Annotated in this window: 24 protein-coding genes and 1 tRNA gene; 15 read left to right on the plus strand and 10 right to left on the minus strand. The window is 32.6% G+C overall.

The genetic code is table 11. The features are described 5' to 3' along the window. Positions 1–37 precede the first annotated feature (37 nt). Entirely contained in the window at positions 38–517 is a 480-nt protein-coding gene (locus tag DUZ96_RS04935) for a hypothetical protein (protein ID WP_114300848.1), read from the plus strand. Positions 518–580: 63 nt separating this feature from the next. Here the strand turns inward: DUZ96_RS04935 and DUZ96_RS04940 are convergent, their stop codons facing one another. Both DUZ96_RS04940 and DUZ96_RS04945 read right to left on the minus strand, forming a co-directional pair. Further along, complete coding sequence (locus DUZ96_RS04940; protein WP_114300849.1) at positions 581–1369, minus strand: hypothetical protein; 789 nt, start codon at positions 1367–1369, stop codon at positions 581–583. A 364-nt stretch (positions 1370–1733) separates the two neighbouring features. Then, positions 1734–1808 (minus strand) — tRNA-Pro (locus DUZ96_RS04945). 97 nt (positions 1809–1905) lie between these two features. Between DUZ96_RS04945 and DUZ96_RS04950 the strand changes: the two genes are divergently transcribed. The 12 genes from DUZ96_RS04950 (at position 1906) to DUZ96_RS05005 (ending at position 13255) form a co-directional block, all read left to right on the plus strand. Beyond that, on the plus strand, positions 1906–3009 hold the full coding sequence (locus tag DUZ96_RS04950) for a PQQ-dependent sugar dehydrogenase (protein WP_409010762.1): 1104 nt from the start codon (positions 1906–1908) through the stop codon (positions 3007–3009). Positions 3010–3105: 96 nt separating this feature from the next. Beyond that, on the plus strand, positions 3106–3711 hold the full coding sequence (udk, locus tag DUZ96_RS04955) for a uridine kinase (RefSeq protein WP_114300851.1): 606 nt from the start codon (positions 3106–3108) through the stop codon (positions 3709–3711). Beyond that, the gene (locus tag DUZ96_RS04960; RefSeq protein ID WP_114300852.1) at positions 3711–4037 is read left to right on the plus strand and encodes a septum formation initiator family protein; all 327 of its coding nucleotides are present in this window, start codon (positions 3711–3713) and stop codon (positions 4035–4037) included. Before udk ends, DUZ96_RS04960 begins: the two co-directional genes overlap by 1 nt. Beyond that, on the plus strand, positions 4030–5397 hold the full coding sequence (locus DUZ96_RS04965) for a methylmalonyl-CoA mutase subunit beta (protein ID WP_114300853.1): 1368 nt from the start codon (positions 4030–4032) through the stop codon (positions 5395–5397). Before DUZ96_RS04960 ends, DUZ96_RS04965 begins: the two co-directional genes overlap by 8 nt. Positions 5398–5449: 52 nt before the next feature. Next, a complete protein-coding gene (scpA, locus tag DUZ96_RS04970) occupies positions 5450–7573 on the plus strand; it encodes a methylmalonyl-CoA mutase (protein ID WP_114300854.1) in 2124 nt (707 codons plus the stop codon). A 106-nt stretch (positions 7574–7679) separates the two neighbouring features. Next, positions 7680–8462 (plus strand): ParA family protein, encoded by a 783-nt coding sequence (locus DUZ96_RS04975; RefSeq protein WP_114300855.1) that lies wholly within the window; start codon positions 7680–7682, stop codon positions 8460–8462. After that, positions 8446–9348: a ParB/RepB/Spo0J family partition protein gene (locus tag DUZ96_RS04980; RefSeq protein ID WP_114300975.1), complete on the plus strand. Its 903-nt coding sequence runs from the start codon at positions 8446–8448 to the stop codon at positions 9346–9348. Before DUZ96_RS04975 ends, DUZ96_RS04980 begins: the two co-directional genes overlap by 17 nt. After that, entirely contained in the window at positions 9338–9943 is a 606-nt protein-coding gene (locus tag DUZ96_RS04985) for a DUF5683 domain-containing protein (RefSeq protein ID WP_114300856.1), read from the plus strand. Before DUZ96_RS04980 ends, DUZ96_RS04985 begins: the two co-directional genes overlap by 11 nt. A gap of 3 nt (positions 9944–9946) precedes the next feature. Then, a complete protein-coding gene (gene dapB, locus DUZ96_RS04990; RefSeq protein WP_114300857.1) occupies positions 9947–10648 on the plus strand; it encodes a 4-hydroxy-tetrahydrodipicolinate reductase in 702 nt (233 codons plus the stop codon). A 61-nt stretch (positions 10649–10709) separates the two neighbouring features. Beyond that, the gene (gene lepB, locus DUZ96_RS04995; RefSeq protein WP_114300858.1) at positions 10710–12320 is read left to right on the plus strand and encodes a signal peptidase I; all 1611 of its coding nucleotides are present in this window, start codon (positions 10710–10712) and stop codon (positions 12318–12320) included. Positions 12321–12332: 12 nt separating this feature from the next. Then, entirely contained in the window at positions 12333–12947 is a 615-nt protein-coding gene (locus DUZ96_RS05000; protein WP_114300859.1) for a WbqC family protein, read from the plus strand. Then, positions 12947–13255, plus strand: a complete 309-nt coding sequence (locus DUZ96_RS05005) for a DUF6122 family protein (protein WP_114300860.1) — start codon at positions 12947–12949, stop codon at positions 13253–13255. Before DUZ96_RS05000 ends, DUZ96_RS05005 begins: the two co-directional genes overlap by 1 nt. Here the strand turns inward: DUZ96_RS05005 and DUZ96_RS05010 are convergent. The 8 genes from DUZ96_RS05010 to DUZ96_RS05045 all read right to left on the minus strand — a co-directional run bounded on the left by DUZ96_RS05010 (position 13244) and on the right by DUZ96_RS05045 (position 19735). Further along, positions 13244–14266: an endonuclease/exonuclease/phosphatase family protein gene (locus tag DUZ96_RS05010; protein WP_114300861.1), complete on the minus strand. Its 1023-nt coding sequence runs from the start codon at positions 14264–14266 to the stop codon at positions 13244–13246. The genes DUZ96_RS05005 and DUZ96_RS05010 overlap by 12 nt on opposite strands. Positions 14267–14272: 6 nt before the next feature. Beyond that, positions 14273–15145, minus strand: a complete 873-nt coding sequence (locus tag DUZ96_RS05015; RefSeq protein ID WP_114300976.1) for a rhomboid family intramembrane serine protease — start codon at positions 15143–15145, stop codon at positions 14273–14275. 2 nt (positions 15146–15147) lie between these two features. After that, the gene (locus DUZ96_RS05020; protein ID WP_114300862.1) at positions 15148–15909 is read right to left on the minus strand and encodes a rhomboid family intramembrane serine protease; all 762 of its coding nucleotides are present in this window, start codon (positions 15907–15909) and stop codon (positions 15148–15150) included. A gap of 6 nt (positions 15910–15915) precedes the next feature. Beyond that, complete coding sequence (mutL, locus tag DUZ96_RS05025; protein ID WP_114300863.1) at positions 15916–17772, minus strand: DNA mismatch repair endonuclease MutL; 1857 nt, start codon at positions 17770–17772, stop codon at positions 15916–15918. Then, on the minus strand, positions 17772–18077 hold the full coding sequence (locus tag DUZ96_RS05030; RefSeq protein ID WP_114300864.1) for a hypothetical protein: 306 nt from the start codon (positions 18075–18077) through the stop codon (positions 17772–17774). The genes mutL and DUZ96_RS05030 overlap by 1 nt, the downstream gene beginning before the upstream one ends. 9 nt (positions 18078–18086) lie before the next feature. Further along, positions 18087–18302, minus strand: a complete 216-nt coding sequence (locus DUZ96_RS05035) for a hypothetical protein (RefSeq protein WP_114300865.1) — start codon at positions 18300–18302, stop codon at positions 18087–18089. Positions 18303–18460: 158 nt separating this feature from the next. Beyond that, on the minus strand, positions 18461–18967 hold the full coding sequence (gene ribH / locus DUZ96_RS05040) for a 6,7-dimethyl-8-ribityllumazine synthase (protein ID WP_114300866.1): 507 nt from the start codon (positions 18965–18967) through the stop codon (positions 18461–18463). A gap of 3 nt (positions 18968–18970) precedes the next feature. After that, the gene (locus tag DUZ96_RS05045; RefSeq protein ID WP_114300867.1) at positions 18971–19735 is read right to left on the minus strand and encodes a tol-pal system YbgF family protein; all 765 of its coding nucleotides are present in this window, start codon (positions 19733–19735) and stop codon (positions 18971–18973) included. Positions 19736–19872: 137 nt separating this feature from the next. Here DUZ96_RS05045 and recF point away from each other — a divergent pair, with 137 nt between their 5' ends. Together recF and DUZ96_RS05055 are read left to right on the plus strand one after the other, a co-directional pair. Further along, entirely contained in the window at positions 19873–20952 is a 1080-nt protein-coding gene (gene recF, locus DUZ96_RS05050) for a DNA replication/repair protein RecF (RefSeq protein WP_114300868.1), read from the plus strand. Further along, a complete protein-coding gene (locus DUZ96_RS05055) occupies positions 20949–21368 on the plus strand; it encodes a lipocalin family protein (RefSeq protein ID WP_114300869.1) in 420 nt (139 codons plus the stop codon). The genes recF and DUZ96_RS05055 overlap by 4 nt, the downstream gene beginning before the upstream one ends. Positions 21369–21376: the final 8 nt, after the last annotated feature.

A 21376-nucleotide genomic window follows, 5' to 3' on the forward strand; every position in this document is an offset into this window, starting at 1 on the left:
TAATTTATAAGGGTTTAACAGCTAAATCATCAGGATCATGAAAATTAAGTTTATCATTATTTGCCTCCTTTTTGTGTTTATATCTTCATGCAGGGATAATGCAGAAAGTACTTCAGATACCATAGAAAATACAGAAGCTATAGTTACCATAAAAAACGGACTTAAAGGTGCTTGGGAGTTAAAAGGGTTTTATAACTATCAAGATAATGTTGTTGTAGATTCATTCGAAAACAATACTCTATCAAGACAGATTAAAATGTACACTGACACGAAAGTAATGTGGTGCAAACTACTAAAAACAGATTCAATTGAATTTTTTGGGTATGGTTCTTATACCTATGATGACAAAGTTCTTACTGAAATTCTAGAATTTGGATCAGCGTTTATGAATGAGGTAATTGAAGAGCAACAAGAATTTGTGTTTCAATTTATAATAGGGCCAGATCGCTTTGAGCAAATTGAAATTGATGAAGATGGTAATCGTATTTACTCTGAAAATTATGTCAGGATAGAATAAAAACCCAACCATTACAGTTCAAAACAATTTAACAATTTTAGAAGAAAAGCTAACTTGAATGAATTAGTTATTAAAACTAAATTCATTTCTTATTTTTTCTGTGATAAACTTGAATCTGTATGTGCTAATTCTATGAACTATTCTTTTAAGTGCACTTGTACGTAACCAACCTTTACGATTATTAAATTTCTTTATATTTGAATCATTCATGAGATGATTTTCTCCGTTGGCTACGCTATAAATACCCCCATAAAATGGAAGAACAGAAAGATTAATGTCATTATTAAGGACAGTCAACCTATGATCAAAATATAAAATTGGATCTACTTCAAAGAAATACTTTAAATAATTAGGCTTTACAATTACAGAACTTCCACATAAATAACTGAACTTACGTGTTGATATTAAAAAGTTTCTACCGTCCATGTGAATAAAACCTCTTTTTATGTACCAACCAGGAACATCATTTTTACTTTGATTAATATGAGCCGCTATTCGATTACTTATATAATCGTCTGAATCAACAGTCATTATATAATCCGTATTGAAATTTTCTAAGGCATAAGCAGCACCAATTTTAAGCTTTTTGCCCTTGTCAATTTCTCTTCTTATGTTTATATTTTTATTGCTTTCTTTTTCTCCCTTGATAGGAGGTTCAAATTCGACTTGAACAAAATGAATATTTTTGTGAGTAAAGTCTAATACAGGTATTTCATGGCAAACTGCCACAACTTTAAAGTCTTGATCCGTCTGATTACATATAGATTTTAATGTAGCCTCAAATAATTTACAAAAACTAGGCCAATCACTAGACACTCTCTCACTCTTAACTGGAACAATAAACGTCAACATAAATTATTTTCTAAAAAATAAAACTAATAATATTATTCTCATGTTATTAATATATTCGGCTAAAAGACTCCATTAATTGATTATCTGTAACACGTCCAAATAAAAATATTTTATCTTATTTTCAATTCAGACTAAAGGCAAAATTTAGAACTTGAATAAGTTGCAACCAATTTTTATTTAAACTAATACACCTTTTTAAAATAAACAAGGTTCTATATGACTTCTATTATAAATTATTAAAATAAAATTTGACAATTTAGCCCTCCTAAATAATGTGATTTTTAATATTGACTACTTTACAATTAGACACTTTAAAAAAATAGAATAAAAAAAACTCAGATGTTGCTGAGCTTTTTCTTTTAAGTCGGGGTGGCAGGATTCGAACCTGCGACCTCCGCGTCCCAAACGCGGCGCGATAACCGGGCTACGCTACACCCCGAAAAATGGTCATCAAATTTGGATTGCAAATATATTATTTTTCTTTATAATCCAACAACAATTATCTAACTTTAGAAATTAATTTAAGAATAAATTAAATGATGAGATTCAAACCATTAATTCTGGCTTTAATACTAATAAGTACCATTGCTTGTGCTCAAGATAAGAATCCAAAAAACAATGAAAATAGCCACAAAGTGGTAGTATCCGATTTAACCATTCCTTGGGGCTTTACTTTTTTACCTGACGGATCAATGCTTATAAATGAAAGAGCAGGACAACTAGTTCATTTTAAAAATGGTGAGAAGATTGAAATTTCAGGATTACCTGATATATATGTCCGTGGCCAGGGAGGTTTAATGGATATTATATTACACCCTTACTATAAAAATAATGGATGGATATATTTCTCATATGCTTCATCCATAGGTAAAGGAAATGGAGGAAACACAACTATAGCAAGAGCGAAACTTAGTAACAAAACACTTATTAATTTCGAAGTTCTCTATAAAGCAGAACCAAATTCGTCAGCTGGACAGCATTTTGGATCTCGACTTATTTTTGACAGCGAGGGTTATTTATACTTCACAATTGGTGATAGAGGTAATAGAGACGTTAATCCTCAAGATATAACAAGGGATTGTGGTAAGGTATACCGAATAAACGATAATGGTTCCATACCTAGAGACAATCCATTTATTAATTCATATAATGCTAAAAAAGCCATTTATTCTTATGGCCACAGAAACCCTCAAGGTATGACGCTACATCCCGAAACTAAAAAAATTTGGACCCATGAACATGGACCGAAAGGTGGTGATGAAATTAATATTATTAACAAGGGTAAAAATTATGGATGGCCCCTTATCAGCTACGGTGTAAATTATAGTGGAACAAAATTCACTGATATTACTGAAAAAGAGGGTATGGAGCAACCTTTTCATTATTGGGATCCGTCAATAGCACCAAGTGGAATGGCTTTTATAAATAGTGATAAATATGGTAACTGGAATGGCAATTTATTGATAGGCTCATTAAAATTTCAATATCTTAATATGTGTACACTTAAAAATGGGAAAATAATTAAAGAAGAGCGACTCTTAGATGGTTTAGGAAGAATTAGAAGTATAGAACAAGGGCCTGATGGCTATATTTATGTAGGAATTGAAAATTTAGGAATTGTAAAATTATTGAGAGAATAAAAAATATTATATTACTATTCAAGAAGTGACATTTGTCATTATAATATATCCCTAAATACCTAACTTTGTGCTTTACTAATTTAATAATTTTATTTAATGCTAATAATTGGAATTGCCGGTGGAACTGGCTGTGGTAAAACTACAGTAGTAGACACGATATTAAAAGAATTACCTGAAGGCGAAGTTGGTATTATCTCTCAAGATTCCTATTACAAAGACACCTCTCACCTTAGTTATGATGAGCGTGTTAAAATTAATTTTGACCACCCAAGATCAATCGATTTTGATTTGTTGGTAGACCATTTAAAACAACTTAAAGCTGGCAAAACAATTGAACAGCCTATTTATTCATTTGTTAAGCACAATAGAACAGGAGATACTGTAAACACGCATCCCAGAAAAGTTATAATTGTAGAAGGTATATTAATACTTACCAACAAAGAATTACGTGATTTATTTGATATTAAAATATATGTACATGCAGATTCAGACGAACGATTAATCCGTAGGCTTAAGCGTGACATAAGTGAGCGTGGTAGGGACATTGAAGAGGTTTTATCGCGTTATCAAAACACGTTAAAGCCAATGCATGAGCAGTTTATTGAACCAATGAAGAAATATGCAGACATAATAATCCCTAACAACAGATACAACACAGTAGCAGTAGATATTGTTAAAACTATAATTAACGATAAATTGTAATGGCAAAACTCAAATCTAAATACTTCAAACCATTTAAAAATATATACTTCATTGTATTATTAGGATTCGCAATATGGATGCTATTCTTTGACGCCCATTCTTGGTTGTTTCACCATGAATTAAATACGGATATTAAAGAATTAGAATATCAGAAGCAACACTATAAAAATGAAATGGCTAAAGACAATAAAGCTATTAAAGAGTTAAGTACCGAAGAAGGTGTTGAACGCATGGCAAGAGAAACCTATAATATGAAAAAACCAAATGAAGATATTTATATCATAGAATATGAAGATAGCATAGCAAAAAACAACCCAGATGAATAAGACGTTATTTAATGAGTTTGAGGGAGTATCCTCAAAGGCTTGGAAACAAAAAATACAAGTAGACCTCAAAGGCGCTGATTATAATGATACTCTGATCTGGAATACTAACGATGGTATAGATGTTAAACCATTTTATCACTCAGATGAATTAAGTGAGTTACCCGAAGTATCATTAAGTCAAGCAACTAATTGGATGATTTGTCAACACATCGTTGTAAAAGAGACGATTGAGGCTAATAAAACTGCCAAGGACGCAATTAAAAGAGGAGCTGAAAGTCTCATTGTAGAAATTAAGAACGAATCAACGGATGTTGTTGAACTATTGCAAGGTCTAGATACCATAAACATTCCAATCTTTATTAAAACTAGATTTTTATCCAACGACTTTGTTCAAAAATATTTCAGCAAGTTAGGGAGCACTATTGTATTCCTTAATGATATCATCGGGAATTTATCAAAAACAGGGAACTGGTTTGAGTCTCTAAAGGCAGACCATATCAAATTTGAATCTATTGTTAAAGCTACGAATCAAATTACAGTTGATTTGAGTTTGTATCAAAATGCAGGTGCAAATAATATTCAACAATTAGCTTATGCATTATCACACGCAAACGAATATTTAAATCATTTTGATACTATTCTTGATTCGGATGCGAAAAAATCACTTCAACTTATATTTAAAGTAAGTGTTGGTTCTAATTATTTCTTTGAGATTGCTAAGCTCAGAGCCTTACGTGAAATATGGTCTGTTTTAGCAACAGAGTATAATGTAAATACTAGTTGCACCATATTGGCAACTCCTAGTAAACGTAACAAAACAATTTACGATTATAACGTGAATTTGTTACGTACCACAACAGAATGCATGAGTGCTATTTTAGGTGGTGCTGATGTAATCTATAATTTACCATATGACAGCCTATATCATGAATCTAATGAGTTTGGTAATAGAATTTCAAGAAATCAATTATTGGTAATTAAAAAGGAGAGCTACTTAGATAAGGTAAATAATCCTTCTGACGGCGCTTACTATATTGAATCATTAACCAATCAAATGGGTGATAAAGCTATTAATCTTTTCAAGGAGATTGAAAGCAATGGAGGGTTTTTAACACAATTAAAATCAGGTACTATTCAAAGGAAAATAAAAGATAGTGCAAAACAAGAACAAGAAGATTTTGATTTTGGAAAACTTGTTTTATTAGGTACAAATAAGCACCCAAACACTAACGATAAAATGAAAGATAATCTTGAAAAAAGTCCTTTCTTATCTAAAGTATCAAGAAAAACTTTAATTGAACCAATTATTGAGAAAAGATTATCTGAAAAATTGGAAATCAGTAGATTAAATAAAGAATAGTTATTGGTATTGATAAAATCTATAGTGTATTTTTATCTAAAATTTCACAATAATGAGCAGAAAAAACATACAGCATATCAATCTTAAAAAAAGAGTTCCTCAGGGCACGAATTCAGATGTGTCAAAATTCAAAACCGCGGAAAATATTGATGTAAAATCGACCTATTCTAAAGAGGATATTAAGGATTTTAAACATCTTGATTACGTTGCTGGTATCGCACCTAATCTGCGCGGTCCATATTCAACAATGTATGTAAGACGACCTTGGACCATAAGACAATATGCTGGGTTCTCTACTGCCGAAGAAAGCAATGCATTTTACAGACGAAATTTAGCTGCTGGCCAAAAAGGATTGTCCGTTGCATTTGATTTAGCAACCCATAGAGGTTATGATTCTGACCATGAACGTGTTGTAGGTGATGTTGGCAAGGCTGGTGTAGCCATAGACTCGGTTGAAGACATGAAAGTTCTTTTCGACCAAATCCCTCTAAGTAAAATGTCTGTGTCGATGACAATGAATGGTGCTGTTTTACCAATTATGGCCTTTTATATTGTCACAGCAGAAGAGCAAGGTGTTAAACCGGAACAATTAGCAGGTACTATTCAAAATGATATCCTTAAGGAATTCATGGTACGAAACACCTACATTTACCCCCCTAAACCATCCATGAAAATTATATCAGACATTTTTGAATATACTAGTCAAAATATGCCTCGATTTAATAGTATAAGTATATCTGGCTACCACATGCAAGAAGCTGGAGCGACTTGTGACATTGAATTAGCCTATACGCTTGCTGACGGACTGGAATATATAAGAAAAGGACTGGAAGCTGGTATGGATATAGATACCTTTGCTCCTAGACTTTCATTCTTCTGGGCTATAGGAATGAATCACTTTATGGAAATTGCAAAAATGCGTGCAGCGCGTATGCTATGGGCTAAATTGGTAAAACAATTCAATCCCAAGAATCCAAAATCATTGACATTGCGCACACACAGTCAAACATCCGGTTGGAGCTTAACAGAACAAGACCCTTTTAACAATGTGGCAAGAACTTGTATTGAGGCTGCGGCTGCTGCATTTGGTGGTACACAAAGTTTACACACCAATGCATTAGACGAAGCGATTGCACTACCTACCGATTTCTCTGCGAGGATAGCAAGAAATACACAGATTTATCTGCAAGAAGAAACACATATAACCAAAACTGTAGATCCTTGGGCTGGAAGTTATTACGTAGAAAGCCTAACCAATGAAATTGCCCATAAAGCTTGGAAACTTATTGAAGAAGTTGAAGAATTAGGCGGAATGACTAAGGCTATTGAAGCAGGCATTCCAAAACTTAGAATTGAAGAAGCCGCTGCTAGAAAACAGGCTAGAATAGATTCTGGACAAGATATAATCGTAGGTGTTAATGCATATCAGTTAGAACAAGAGGACCCGCTGCATATTTTAGAAGTAGATAATCAGACTGTTAGAAATCAACAAATAGAACGATTAGATAAGTTAAAGGCAGAGCGTAATAGGAAAGATGTTGAGGCTGCATTGAAAAAATTAACTGAAGCTGCTAAATCAGGACATGAAAATTTACTAGATTTGGCAGTAGGTGCAGCAAGAAAACGCGCAACTTTAGGTGAAATAAGTGATGCGCTAGAAGCAGAATTTGGACGTTACAAAGCACAAATTAAATCTTTTTCAGGAGTGTATAGTAAAGAAATCAAAGATGATAAAAGCTTTATAAAAGCAAGGGAATTAGCTGATAAGTTTGCTGAGCAAGACGGTCGCAGACCTCGTATTATGATTGCCAAAATGGGACAAGACGGTCATGATAGAGGTGCTAAAGTAGTGGCAACAGGCTATGCTGATGTTGGCTTTGATGTAGATATTGGCCCTCTCTTTCAAACACCAAAAGAAGCAGCGAAGCAAGCGGTAGAAAATGATGTACATATACTTGGAGTTTCTTCGTTGGCAGCTGGCCACAAAACACTAGTCCCTCAAGTTATTGAAGAATTAAAATCTTACGGAAGAGATGATATTATGGTTATTGTTGGAGGTGTAATCCCTAAGCAAGACTACAAATTTTTATTCGATACCGGTGCAGTAGCTGTATTTGGACCAGGAACTAAGATAAGTGAGGCTGCAATTCAAATTTTAGAGATATTAATAGCTTAACAATTGTAAATTATTCAAAAAAATAAAGGATAACCTGTTAACAACTTCCGTTTTCAAAACCCATAATTAATTGTATTTTTAAACCCTATTAAAACCAAATCATTTAATGGGTAAAATCATTGCAATTGCTAACCAAAAAGGAGGTGTCGGCAAAACCACAACATCGGTTAATTTAGCGGCCTCACTTGGTGTATTAGAAAAGAAAGTCCTACTTATTGACGCAGATCCTCAAGCCAATGCCAGTTCTGGTTTAGGCGTAAATGTAGATGCTGTTAAAATTGGTTCTTATCAAGTGCTCGAACATACACAATCAGCAAAAGATACCATTGTAAAATCAAATGCACCAAACGTTGATATTATACCAGCGCATATTGATCTAGTGGCAATAGAAATTGAACTAGTTGATAAAAATGAGCGTGAGTACATGCTAAAAAAGGCGATTGCCGATATCAAATCAGATTACGATTATATTTTAATTGATTGTGCACCTTCCTTAGGATTATTAACTTTAAATGCGTTAACTGCTTCAGATTCAGTCATAATACCGATTCAGTGCGAATATTTTGCACTTGAAGGTCTTGGTAAACTGTTAAATACTATTAAAAGTGTACAGAAAATACACAATGAAGCGTTAGATATAGAAGGTATGTTATTAACCATGTTTGATTCTCGCTTGAGGCTTTCTAATCAAGTGGTTGAAGAGGTACAAAAACATTTTAGTAACATGGTATTTGAAACTATTATTCAACGAAATGTAAGATTAGGTGAAGCCCCTAGTTACGGTGAAAGCATTATAAATTATGACATTAGCAGTAAGGGAGCATCAAACTATTTGAGTTTAGCCAAAGAGTTGATTAATAAAAATGAAGTATATGGCGAAAGCAACTAAAAAACAAGCTTTAGGAAGAGGACTTTCCGCTTTATTGAAGGATCCAGATAATGATATTAATTCTACAGAGGATAAAAATGCCGATAAGGTTGTCGGTAATATTGTAGAATTAGATATAGAAAGTATTGAGGTAAATCCATTTCAACCTAGAACTAATTTTAACGAAGAGCCCTTAAGAGAATTGGCTTCCTCTATTAGGGAACTAGGTGTGATTCAGCCCATTACGGTTAGAAAATTAGCGTTTAACAAATATCAACTTGTATCTGGTGAAAGACGATATAGAGCCTCTAGACTAATTGGGTTAAAGACAATTCCAGCATATATTAGAATTGCGAACGATCAAGAGTCTTTAGAAATGGCTTTGGTTGAAAACATTCAAAGACAAGACTTAGATCCAATTGAAATTGCTTTATCCTACCAACGATTAATTGACGAAATCAATCTTACCCAAGAACAAATGAGTGAGCGTGTTGGAAAAAAACGCTCCACAATAGCAAACTACTTGCGCCTATTAAAACTAGATCCAATTATTCAAACTGGAATGCGTGATGGTTTTATTAGCATGGGCCACGGTAGAGCTATGGTTAATATTGAAAGCCAAATAGACCAGCTTGAAATTTATGAAAAAGTTATCTCCAACAAACTTTCAGTAAGAGCGACAGAGCAATTGGTAAAAAACTTAAATGGTCCACAAGACGACAAAAAAGAAGAGTCAACTTCTGAAATGCCTAAGTTTATTAAGAAAGGAATTAAAGATTTCTCTGAATATTTTGGTCATAAAATAGATGTTAAACTGGCCAAAAATGGCAGTGGTAAAATTACTATACCATTTCATTCAGAAGAAGATTTTAATAGAATAAAAAAATTAGTTCAACGTGCTAAATAAGCATTTATATACACTTTGCCTGTGCTTATTTTCAGTCTGCCTATTATTTTCTCAAAAGGAAAAGGACAGCGCAAACATTGGATTAGACAAAGATCTCGTTCAAATTAATCAAAGTATAGTTGAAACAACACCAATTGATCCTCTGAGTCCGTCTAAAGCAGCCTTTTATTCGGCAATATTACCAGGATTAGGACAAGCTTACAATAAAAAATACTGGAAAATCCCAATTGTTTGGGGAGCTATTGGTACAGGCGTTTACTTTTATGTTAGAAATGATAAGCAGTTCGATAGGTTACGTGATGCATATAAACGTAGATTAGCTGGTTTTACTGATGACGAGTTTTATGGAGATGGCTCAACTCCTCAAATCTCTGATGACGGACTTATACGTGCTCAAGAACAATTCCGGCGAAATAAGGAGGTCTCTTTGTTAATCACTATAGGTTTATACGCATTGAACATTATAGATGCAAATGTTGATGCACATCTACTTCAATTTAATGTTGATGAAAATTTATCATTGAGGCCACATTACCAATATAATAAAATGGAGAATAGTTCGGATTTAGGAGTAACTGTAAATTTTAAATTTTAGAATATGAATATTGCATTACTCGGATATGGCAGAATGGGTAAAAGTATTGAAAAAATTGCCATTGATCGAAATCATCATATAATATTAAAAATTTCCGAACCGGAAGATAAATTTGATTTTTCAAATTGTGATGTTGCCATAGATTTTAGCGTTCCAAGTGCAGCAGTAAGGAATATAACAAAAGCTCTAGATGCTAATATACCTGTAATTTCCGGGACAACTGGTTGGCTTGAAGACTATGAATCAATAGTAGATTATTGTAATAAAAAAAATGGAACATTCTTATATGCGTCTAATTTCAGTTTAGGAGTGAACATATTTTTTGAGCTCAATAAAGTATTAATTGAATTAATGGGAGGACTTAATGATTATTCCGTATCTATGGAAGAAATACACCATACTCAAAAATTAGATGCACCAAGTGGCACAGCAATTACACTTGCGGAGCAAATTATTGATAAAACGCATTATAAAAATTGGACAATAGAAAAGCCTGAAGCCAATGAAATTCATATAAACGCTAAAAGAATTATAGATGTTCCTGGTACGCACGAAATATCCTATGATTCTAAAATAGATTCAATTAATATTAAGCATACTGCTCATAATAGACAAGGATTTGCCTTAGGTGCCGTAATTGCGGCAGAATGGATTAGAGACAAAAAAGGTGTTTATACAATGAAAGATGTGTTAAACATTGGTTAATTAAACTTTGAATTGAAACATTTTAAAATATTTTTCAACCTATTAGACTAAACATAATATTATGACCTGGACACAGTGGTTCATCTTTTTAATAGTTATACAAATAATTCATGGGCTTGGCACATGGAAATTATATACTAAAACAGGGAGAAAAGCTTGGGAAGCTTTTTTACCAATATATAATGGGGTGATATTGATGAAAATAATTAGCCGTCCCTGGTGGTGGATAATATTAATGTTCTTACCAATAGTAAACCTAATAATGATACCTGCAGTTTGGGTAGAAACTGCACGTAGTTTTGGTAAAGACACTAAGAAAGATGCTCTTATTTGTATAGTAACGTTAGGGTTTTATCTATTTTACCTTAATTATGTTGAAGATGTAACATATATTGAAAACAGAAGGCTAAAACCCAAAACATCGTCAGGTGAGTGGATTACATCCATACTTTTTGCCATAGTAGCCGCAACAATTGTACATACTTATTTTTTTCAGCCATTTGTTATTCCATCATCATCATTAGAAAAGTCATTACTAATAGGAGATTTCCTTATCGTTAGTAAAATTCACTACGGTGCAAGGGCACCTATGACAACTGTTGCAACGCCAATGGTTCATGATACAATTCCGGTTTTAAAGAAGAAATCATATTTGTTTAGTGATAAATTTGAGGATAGAAATACCAGTTTACTTAACAAACTTCAGCTACCCTATTTTAGGTTACCTGGTTTTGAAAAAATTGAGCGAAATGATATAGTGGTATTCAATCAACCGGCTGATACACTTCTGGATATGAATAAATTTAAACCAGATCGCAATTATTACAAACCTATAGATAAAAAGACTAATTTGGTTAAACGTTGTGTAGGTGTTGCTGGAGACACGTTAGAAATTAGAGATGGATATGTGTTCATTGATAGTGAGCAGAATAAATTACCTCCTCGATCACATATTCAATTTTCGTATGATATAAGGTTTAAGAGAAACCTTCAGCCTTCGAGAATTTATGATATTTTAGATAAACATGATATCACTGATGGATTGGGTTATGGAACTCAGGAAGGATATTACAGAATACCAGCTGCAACAGATGGGGCAATTACCAGATTAAAAGCGCATCCAGAGGTTGCAGAGATAATTCCAATAAAAAAAGAAAAGGGTTTTCAAGAAGATATATTCCCAAGAGATCCAAATTATAGTTGGAATATTGACAATTTTGGACCAGTTTATATACCTAAAAAAGGAGCAACTGTTCAATTGAACACAGAAAATATAGCCTTATATAAACGTGCCATTTCAGAATATGAGGGGCACAATGTAGTAACTAGAGGAAATGAAATTTTAATTGACAATGTCCCTACAACCTCATATACATTCAGGCAAGACTATTACTGGATGATGGGAGACAATAGACATAATTCTATTGATAGTAGATTTTGGGGATTTGTGCCTTACGACCATGTGTTTGGGAAGCCGGTTTTTATATGGATGAGTATAGATGGTTTAATGGAAGGTGTAAAAAATTGGAGCTTTCGTTGGGACAGAATATTTACAACTGTTAGCGGGAGTGGTAAAAGAACATCGTACTTAATCCCATTTATTGTTGTTGTTTTTAGCATTACATTCTTGAATAAATGGAGAAAAAAGAAGAAAGCGAAGGCAAGCAAGTAGTTTAAATAAATAATGCAGAGCTTACTACATCCAACTTACTTTCCAAATATTGCTCATTTTGTAGCTACTGTTAGTACAGATAAAATTTATTTTGAAATCTGTGACAATTACCAAAAGCAAACCTTTAGAAATCGTTTTGAGATCTATGGCGCCAATGGTAAATTAGCGTTAACTGTGCCTGTTATTTACACTCAAAAAAACAGGCAATTGTATAAAGATGTTAAAATTTCCAATGAAAATGACTGGCAAAAGATTCACTTAAAATCATTAGAATCTGCCTATCGCATGTCACCTTTTTACGAATTCTATATTGATGATATTATGCCAATATTTGAAGATAATTTCAAATTTATTGTAGATCTAAATTTAAAGTGTTTTCAAATTATTAAAGAATGTCTTCAACTTGATTTTAGCTTGGCTTTCACAAATCAGTATGAAAAATCACCACCTAATGTTAATGATTACAGGCATCTAGTTAATAAGAAATTTAATGCTATTAAATTGGAACCTTATACTCAAGTTTTTTTACAAAAACATGGATTTATACCTAATCTAAGCATACTCGATTTATTATTTAATGAAGGTCCAAATACAGAATTGTATTTGAATAGACATCAAATTGATTAATGCTTAAACAAATAATTCATTACGGAATACATCTTTTTCTGCCCTTGGCCTTGTCATTATTGTTTTATAGAAAAAAATGGCTTAAAGCGTATTTAATAATGCTCCTAGCGTTTATTATTGATTTAGACCACTTGCTTGCTTCACCAATATTTGATTCAAGTAGATGCAGTATCAACTTTCACCCTCTTCATTCTTATTCTGCCATTATGTTATATCTCGTTTTATTAATACCAGGTAAAACAAGACTTTTCGCAATTGGTTTGTTAAGCCATATTATTGCTGATAGTGCAGATTGCCTATTGATTTAATTTAACCGTTGCCTTAATTGGATAATGGTCGGATAATTTTTTATTGTAATTCTTAAACCCATTTACCTTAAAAGCTTTATCAACAAGAATAAAGTCAATTCGAAACGGAAAAAACTTAAAGTCAAAAGTTCGACCAAAACCATTGCCAACCTCTTCGAATGTATCTAGTAAATCGCCTTTAATTTCATTGTATACATACGAATGTGCAGTGTTATTGAAGTCTCCAGCTAGAATTGTTTTATAACTTGTTTCAGATCTATGCTGATTTATAAGTTCAGCTTGTTCTTGTTGTTTTTGAAATACATTTTTTATTTGAGAAAATAACCCATCTGAAGGTTCATTTTTTAATGCTTCTACATCCGTATTAATACCAGAGGACTGAAGATGAACATTATAAACTCTAATGGTGTCCTTTCCCTTAACTATATCCATAAATAATCCATTATTATAAGAATCTGGGAAGTCCAAGGAACCACCATTGATAATTGGATATTTTGAAAACATTGCCATTCCACCTCTAACATTTTTCATATATCGAGCATTGAAATGGTTATAACCTTCGAGCTTTATTGGCAAACCTCTTGTATATTCTTGTAAACAAATTACTTCTGGGCTTTCACTTTCAAAGAATACAATAATATCTTCCCTTACCGATTTATCTGGTATCCAATTATAATGGTTAAATAATCTGACATTAAAAGACATTATAGAAATATTGTCCTTATCCTTCTTATTTAATGATGATGAGAATTTATAAAGGGAGGTCACATGATTCCATCCGAGAACTAATACCAATAAGGATAAAAGGAGTTGTTTCTTAACACGCATTAACCAATAAATAAAAAACAATATGTTTAATATTATTAAAACTGGCACACTTAAACTTAGAGCAGATATCGTCGCGAAGCTTTTAGGCGGAACATAGGGCAACAAATAAGAAATCAGCAACAAAAAAGCCACCAATGAATTGATGGTGAAAACTATTTTATTCCATAAATTTAATTTTTTCATTAATTTTTAATCCTTACCGGCTTTAAATAGAAATTCCTTTTCTTCTGAATTAAGACTGTCGTAACCGCTTTTACCAATCTTATCCAGTATCATATCAATTTTCTTTTGTTTATTAAAGGCATCAAACTCTTGCTTTGTTTTACCAGTATAGCCACTTTTTCCTTTTTTTCTGTGAACTGTCTTTAGCTTTGACTTTGGTTTAAACCAACTAAACAATCCATTAATCATTCGTTCAAAGCCTAAACCAATATCCTTTCCCTTCAATAGATTTGATGCATGTAAATAACCAAATAGATAACCACCAAAATGCGCAACATATCCACCTTGATTAAAACCTAGAAAAAATCTAAATATATCGTATACTACAAAAGCCATAGCTATGTGCTTCCATTTTACTGTAAAGGCGTTAAAAAGTCTTATTTGGTTTTCTGGCATATATACTGCAACAAACATTAATAGTGCAGAAATACCAGCTGAAGAACCCAAAAGTACGCCACGTGTTCTCACAAAATTTGTTGGTAGAATATTTGCCACTGTCAAATAGGTTAATCCACCAGAAATAATACCCAAAAAAAACACATTGAGCATCATTTTAGGTCTAAATAAATTTGTAGTCACTCTGGCTAGATAAAACAGCAATAACATGTTAAAAAGAATATGCCAGAAACCACTGTGAAAAAAACCATAAGTAAGAATTGACCAAGGTTGAAGTATAGCATCCATAAAATTAGATGGTAGCACAAAATATTGTGCAATATCCCATTTTAATAAAACGCTTATCAAAAAACAGAAAACAAAAATAACGGAGTTTACAACAATTATTTTACCGAATAGATCAAGGTTATTATACTTGTATTTAAGATTATTAAAGTTACTCATAACTAATTCCAACGATATTTATCAGTCTCATTTTTCTTCCAAAAATACATGAGTAAAAATCCTGTTAATGCACCACCAACGTGAGCCATATATGCCGTATTACTTGGACTAAAAATTGAGCTACCTGTCAATGCAGAAAACAAATCCAAACCTATTATAGCAGGAATAAAATATTTTGCCTTAATTGGTATAGGCAGGAAAATGAGCATTAACTTCGATTCTGGAAACAACATACCAAAGGCCACTAACACACCCATAATTGCTCCTGATGCACCGACCATAGGTGCAATATAAGAACCTACGAAACTACTTAAATCTTCTCCCAAAATTGGAACCCATCGCGTATTATACTCTCCATTTGCTAGCGTACTTAATATCTCAATCTCTCCAAAGCCGGCGCCTAATAATGTTGACAAACCAGTGTTAAATTGAAAATATAAAAATGCAATTTGAATTGTTGCCGCACCAAATCCTGATAATAAGTAGAAAATTAAAAATTTGCGCATCCCAAATATCTGTTCTACTGCTGTTCCAAACATCCATAATGCAAACATATTAAATAAGATGTGTGCAAAAGTGGCATTGCTATGCATAAACATGTGAGTTAATACTTGCCAAGGCTGAAATAATTCATTTTTCGGAAAGAATAATGCAAACCACTGCATAAATAGCTCACCGTTATTACCCATTAGCATCATACCAGCATACATGATAACATTAATAATCAACAAGTGCTTTACACCTTCTGTCATTGATTGTCTCATACTTCTTTACTTGAATTTTTTTTCAATATCATCAACACTCCATGTTATAAATGTTGGCCTATTGGTTGGTGATAAATTTGGTTCTTTACATGCAAAAAGACTATTTACTAAATGTTCTTGCTCAGTATTACCTAGAGTTTGACCATTTTTAATAGCTAAGCTTTTTGCCATTGATTTAGCCAATAAATCCGTTGGGCTAAAATTAGCATCTGGCACTTCGTTTTCTACATCGCTAATGAGTTGCTCTAAAATAATTGAAACCTCACTTTCAGGAACACCAACTGGAATACCCGAAATTATAATTCCTTTCTCATTTATATCTTTAAAATCGAATCCCGTAAACTCTAAATCGCTTTTTAGTTGACTAATAATATTAAGCTCATTTGATGCAAAATTCAATTCAATCGGAAATAATAGTTGCTGACTTATGGCTTCTTTAATTGTAATATGTTTTAAAAAGCCTTCATACAAAATACGCTGATGCGCTCTATTTTGGTCTATTATTAACATACCCGATTTAATGGTGCTAACAATATATTTGTATTGCAACTGAAAGGTTGTATTCCGTGATTCTACCAATTGATTATTTTCAAAAATAGATTTAGTTTGAGCATCACTTTCAAATACAGTCTCTCCAAATGGTTGTTTTAAAGAATTACTATCAGATTCTAAACCAATATATAATCCTTCCCAAGATTCTTTAGACTTTCTGGTAAAGGAATCTGTAAATGAAGAACTTTTTTTTAAGTTTTCATCTTTAAATGGATTAAAGTCCCTATCTATCTGAACCTGAGGTGATTTTACCACCTTATCCTTGTAATTATAGGGCGTATTCAATTGTTCTTGATGCTCAAAATCTAAAACTGGAGCAATATTAAATTGACCCAGACTATGTTTTATTGAAGATCTCAAAATTGCATATAAAGTATGTTCGTCATCAAACTTAATTTCAGTCTTTGTCGGATGAATATTGATATCTATTGTTTTAGGGTCGACCGTTAGATTTAAAAAATAACTCGGATGATAACCGTTTTTTATTAAACCTTCAAATGCTGCTTTCACAGCGTGATTTAAATAAGGACTTTTAATAAATCGATTATTAACAAAGAAAAACTGTTCTGACTTGGTCTTTTTTGAAAATTCTGGTTTACCAACAAAACCGTCTATTTTCAATACTTCAGTGGACTCTTCAACTGGCACTAAACGCTCATTGGTTTTAGATCCAAAAACATGAACAATGCGTTGTCTATAGTTTTCTTGAGGTAAATTAAATAACTCACCTCCATTGTGATAGAACGTAAAACTAATATTAGGATGAGCCAATGCAACACGGTGAAACTCATCTGTAATGTGCCTTAGCTCTACAGTATCAGACTTTAAAAAATTTCGTCTCGCTGGTATATTAAAAAATAGATTTTTAACTGCCACTGAAGTCCCTGATGGTGTAACAGAAACTTCTTGAGATACAACTTTACTACCTTCAATTTCAATTGCAGTACCAAGATCTTCTTCTTCTTTTTTTGTCTTTAACTCTACATGTGCAATTGCTGCAATACTTGCCAATGCCTCCCCTCTAAATCCCTTAGTGTTTAGTTGAAATAAATCCTCTGCATTTCTAATTTTTGAAGTAGCATGACGCTCAAAACTTAGCCGTGCATCAGTTACACTCATTCCCTTACCGTTATCGATAACTTGCACTAGAGTCTTGCCTGCATCTTTTATAATAAGTTTGATGTCGGTTGCATTAGCATCAATAGAATTTTCTAATAGCTCTTTAACCACGGAAGCTGGTCGTTGCACTACTTCACCTGCCGCAATTTGATTCGCAACATGGTCTGGTAATAGTTGAATGATATCTGCCATTAGCTACCTAAAGAGAATATGGATAAATCAAAATCTATAATAAACAAGAAGATTAAAATAAAAATGGCAATTAAGATTAGTATAATACTATTCAACCCAGAATTATCTCTAGTTCTGTTTCTTATTCTGCTTTCATGCCATTGACCAGAAAAATCATTCTTATTATAGGTGTCTGCGTAGGCATCAAACTTAGTTGTGTATTTTGAATGATCCGCCTCTTTCTTACCCTTATAATACCTTGGCGTATAATTAAACCTCTTATTACGAGGAAGTCTTTTAATTAGCGTAAACTTTATAGGTCCCATAATCTTCTCTTATTTCATATATCCATCTAGAATATACATTAATATAACAATTGCAACTAGCATTAAAATTAAGGCCGGCAATGATGTTAAAAAACTTCCTCTGCGCTTAGTTTTTCCTCTTGCTTCATTCCACTTAGCCTCAAAACTATCTTTTAATTTTTCTTCAGAAGAATCATTAAAGCGTGGTTTATAGCTAAATCGTTTATTATTTCTTTGCTTAAACAAAAGGATTTTTACTTAACCTGTTATATCTCAAAAGTACTTAAAATACTGAGATATATTGCTTAATGATTCCTTAAAATTATCAACAAAAAGCCTGCCAACTTACAAACCCAATTGTCTAAAGAAAATTTAAATAAAAAGTTTTTTAAACGAAATCAGTACTAATTTGTAGTCTTTCTTAGTTCAGCCATTTTTATGGCTGTTATTGCTGCTTCTGTACCTTTATTACCGTGCTTACCACCAGAACGTTCGATTGATTGCTGTAAATTGTTATCCGTTAGAACGCAAAATATTACAGGAATATCACCTTTTAGATTAAGATCTTTAATGCCTTGAGTAACACCTTCGCAGACAAAATCAAAATGCCTAGTTTCCCCTTGTATTACGCACCCAATGACGATTATTGCGTCTAGCATTCCAGAATCTGCGTAAATGCTCTTGGACATTCTAGCCGCACCATAGGTTAGCTCAAATGTTCCTGGAACATTCCAACGAACAATGTTTTCCTTTTGTGCGCCACAATCTATTAAAGCATTGAAAGCACCTTGCCAAAGACCTTCTGTGATCTTAGTGTTCCATTCAGAAACAACAATCCCAAACCGAAAATCTTTCGCGTTTGGGATTGTGGCTTTATCATAATCTGATAAATTCTGATTTGCAGTGGCCATATTCTATAAGCTTGCTTGTACTTTACCTATTAACACATCAGCCTGAGTTACTTCAGTTGATGAAGAAAATTCTTTTTTGATACGATTTAAAAAATCTAATGCTTTAGCATTATCTCCAAGGTCAATAGATACTCTAGCCGCTTTTAATAAATATAGCGGTGTTGTGAAATCGTTAGTACTTGCGTTTATTGCCTTTTCGTAATATTCTAAACCTTCCTCTAATTGTTCTAATTGAACAAATGCATCTCCAATACCCCCTTGTGAGATTGGATTTAACATTTTATCATCGCTAGAAAAATCACTTAGATAAGTAATTGCATTTTGATAATCTTTTAAATTAAGATAAGCCATACCAGCATAATAGTTTGCTAGATTTGCAGCAGGAGTTCCACCATATTCGTTTACTATATCTAACATACCATACTTTCCTTCACCACCATTTAAGGTCATGTTATACAATGAATCAGACTCTACTCCATTTACAGCTTCTTCAAAATATTTTTTAGCTTGATACATTTCATTCATTGCCTCTTTTTGTTGAGGCTCAGCTACAAACTTATTGTATCCTAGATATCCTAATACCACCAAAGCGATTGCTCCTATCACACCAAAAATATAGTTTTGATTTTTTACAACCCATTGCTCGGTTTTAGAAGCTCCTTCGTCCAAAGACTTAAATACCTCAGCTGTTGTTGAGTTTTCCTCAACAATTTCTACCTTCTCTTTTTTGGTTTTTGGTTTATAGCCTCTTTTCTTGTACGTTGCCATATTTTGTCAATTTATGCGTGCGCAAAAATAAAATTTTTATTGGGATTTAAAAGCCTATTTATTTGTTATTTTTGAATAATTTTTTACTCGTTAACCCTCAGCTAGGGCAACAAAAATAGGCGAAACATTCGTTTTACATGAATCTAAACACACTATCCTTAGTTAATTATAAAAATTTTGAAAGTCAGGTTTTTGATTTTGATTCTAAAATCAACTGTTTTGTGGGTGCAAATGGAATTGGTAAAACAAATGCATTAGATGCCATCTATCATTTGGCTTTTGGTAAAAGTTACTTTAATCCTGTAGCGCTTCAAAATATTAAACATGGTGAAGAATTCTTCGTAATCGACGGATCATTTACTAAAAATGAGCGTAAAGAAAAAATAGTTGTTTCCCTTAAAAGAGGTCAAAAGAAAGTTATAAAAAGAAACGGCAAAGCTTATGAGAAGTTTAGTGAACATATTGGTTTTATTCCACTAGTAATAATTTCACCAGCCGATCGTAATTTAATTATAGAAGGTAGTGATACACGAAGAAAATTTATAGACAGTGTTATTTCCCAAAGCGACAAGAGCTATTTATCCGCCTTAATTTCTTATAATAAGGTCTTGTCGCAGCGTAATGCACTTTTAAAGTACTTCGCTCTTAACAGTACATTTAATTCCGATACTCTGGCTGTATACAATGAGCAAATGACAGGTTATGGTAACGAAATTTTCAAAAAGCGTGATGAGTTTTTAAAGATTTTTATACCCATTTTCCTTCAACGGTATAATGCTATAAGTTTAAGTAAAGAATCTATCAACTTAAAATACAAAAGTGATTTATTTCAAAATGATCTCAATGAACTTTTAGACCAAAATCTTAACAAGGATAAAGCGCTTCAATATACAAGCGTTGGCATTCACAAAGATGATTTAATTTTTTTAATTGACGGATTTCCAATTAAAAAGTTTGGTAGCCAAGGACAACAAAAGTCTTTTTTAATTGCTCTTAAGTTAGCTCAATTCGATTTTATTAAACAACAAAGTGGTGTATCTCCTATTCTTCTTCTTGATGATATTTTTGATAAACTTGATGAAAATAGAGTATCTCAAATAATAAGTTTGGTTGACGATGATCATTTCGGTCAAATATTTATAAGTGATACACATGCTGACCGAACCGAAAATATTGTAAAACAAATACATCAATCTTATAAACTATTTAAATTATGAGAAAGTTTGTTCTGATTTTTTTCATGGTGGTAATGTCTTGTTCAAATAATCCAGAAGAATATATTGAACACATAAATGGTTATTGGGAAATAAAAGAGGTTGTTTTTTCTGACGGCAAAAAACGAGAATATTCAATCAATGAAACTATTGACTATATTCAACTCAATGACAGTCTTAAAGGATTTAGAAAAAAAATGAAACCAGGAATAAATGATACTTATTTTACTTCTGATGACGCTGAAGCCATTACCGCTAAAATTGAGGACAATGAATTGAATCTATATTACTCAACATTATATTTCAATTGGAAAGAAACTGTATTAGATGCAGATGAGAATCAATTAAAAGTACGCAATGAGAATAACGTTGTATATTTATATAAGCGCTATCAACCAATTAATATAGAAATCGAATAACTAGACCA

The organism is Winogradskyella sp. KYW1333 (assembly GCF_003335675.1).
Lineage (GTDB): Bacteria > Bacteroidota > Bacteroidia > Flavobacteriales > Flavobacteriaceae > Winogradskyella.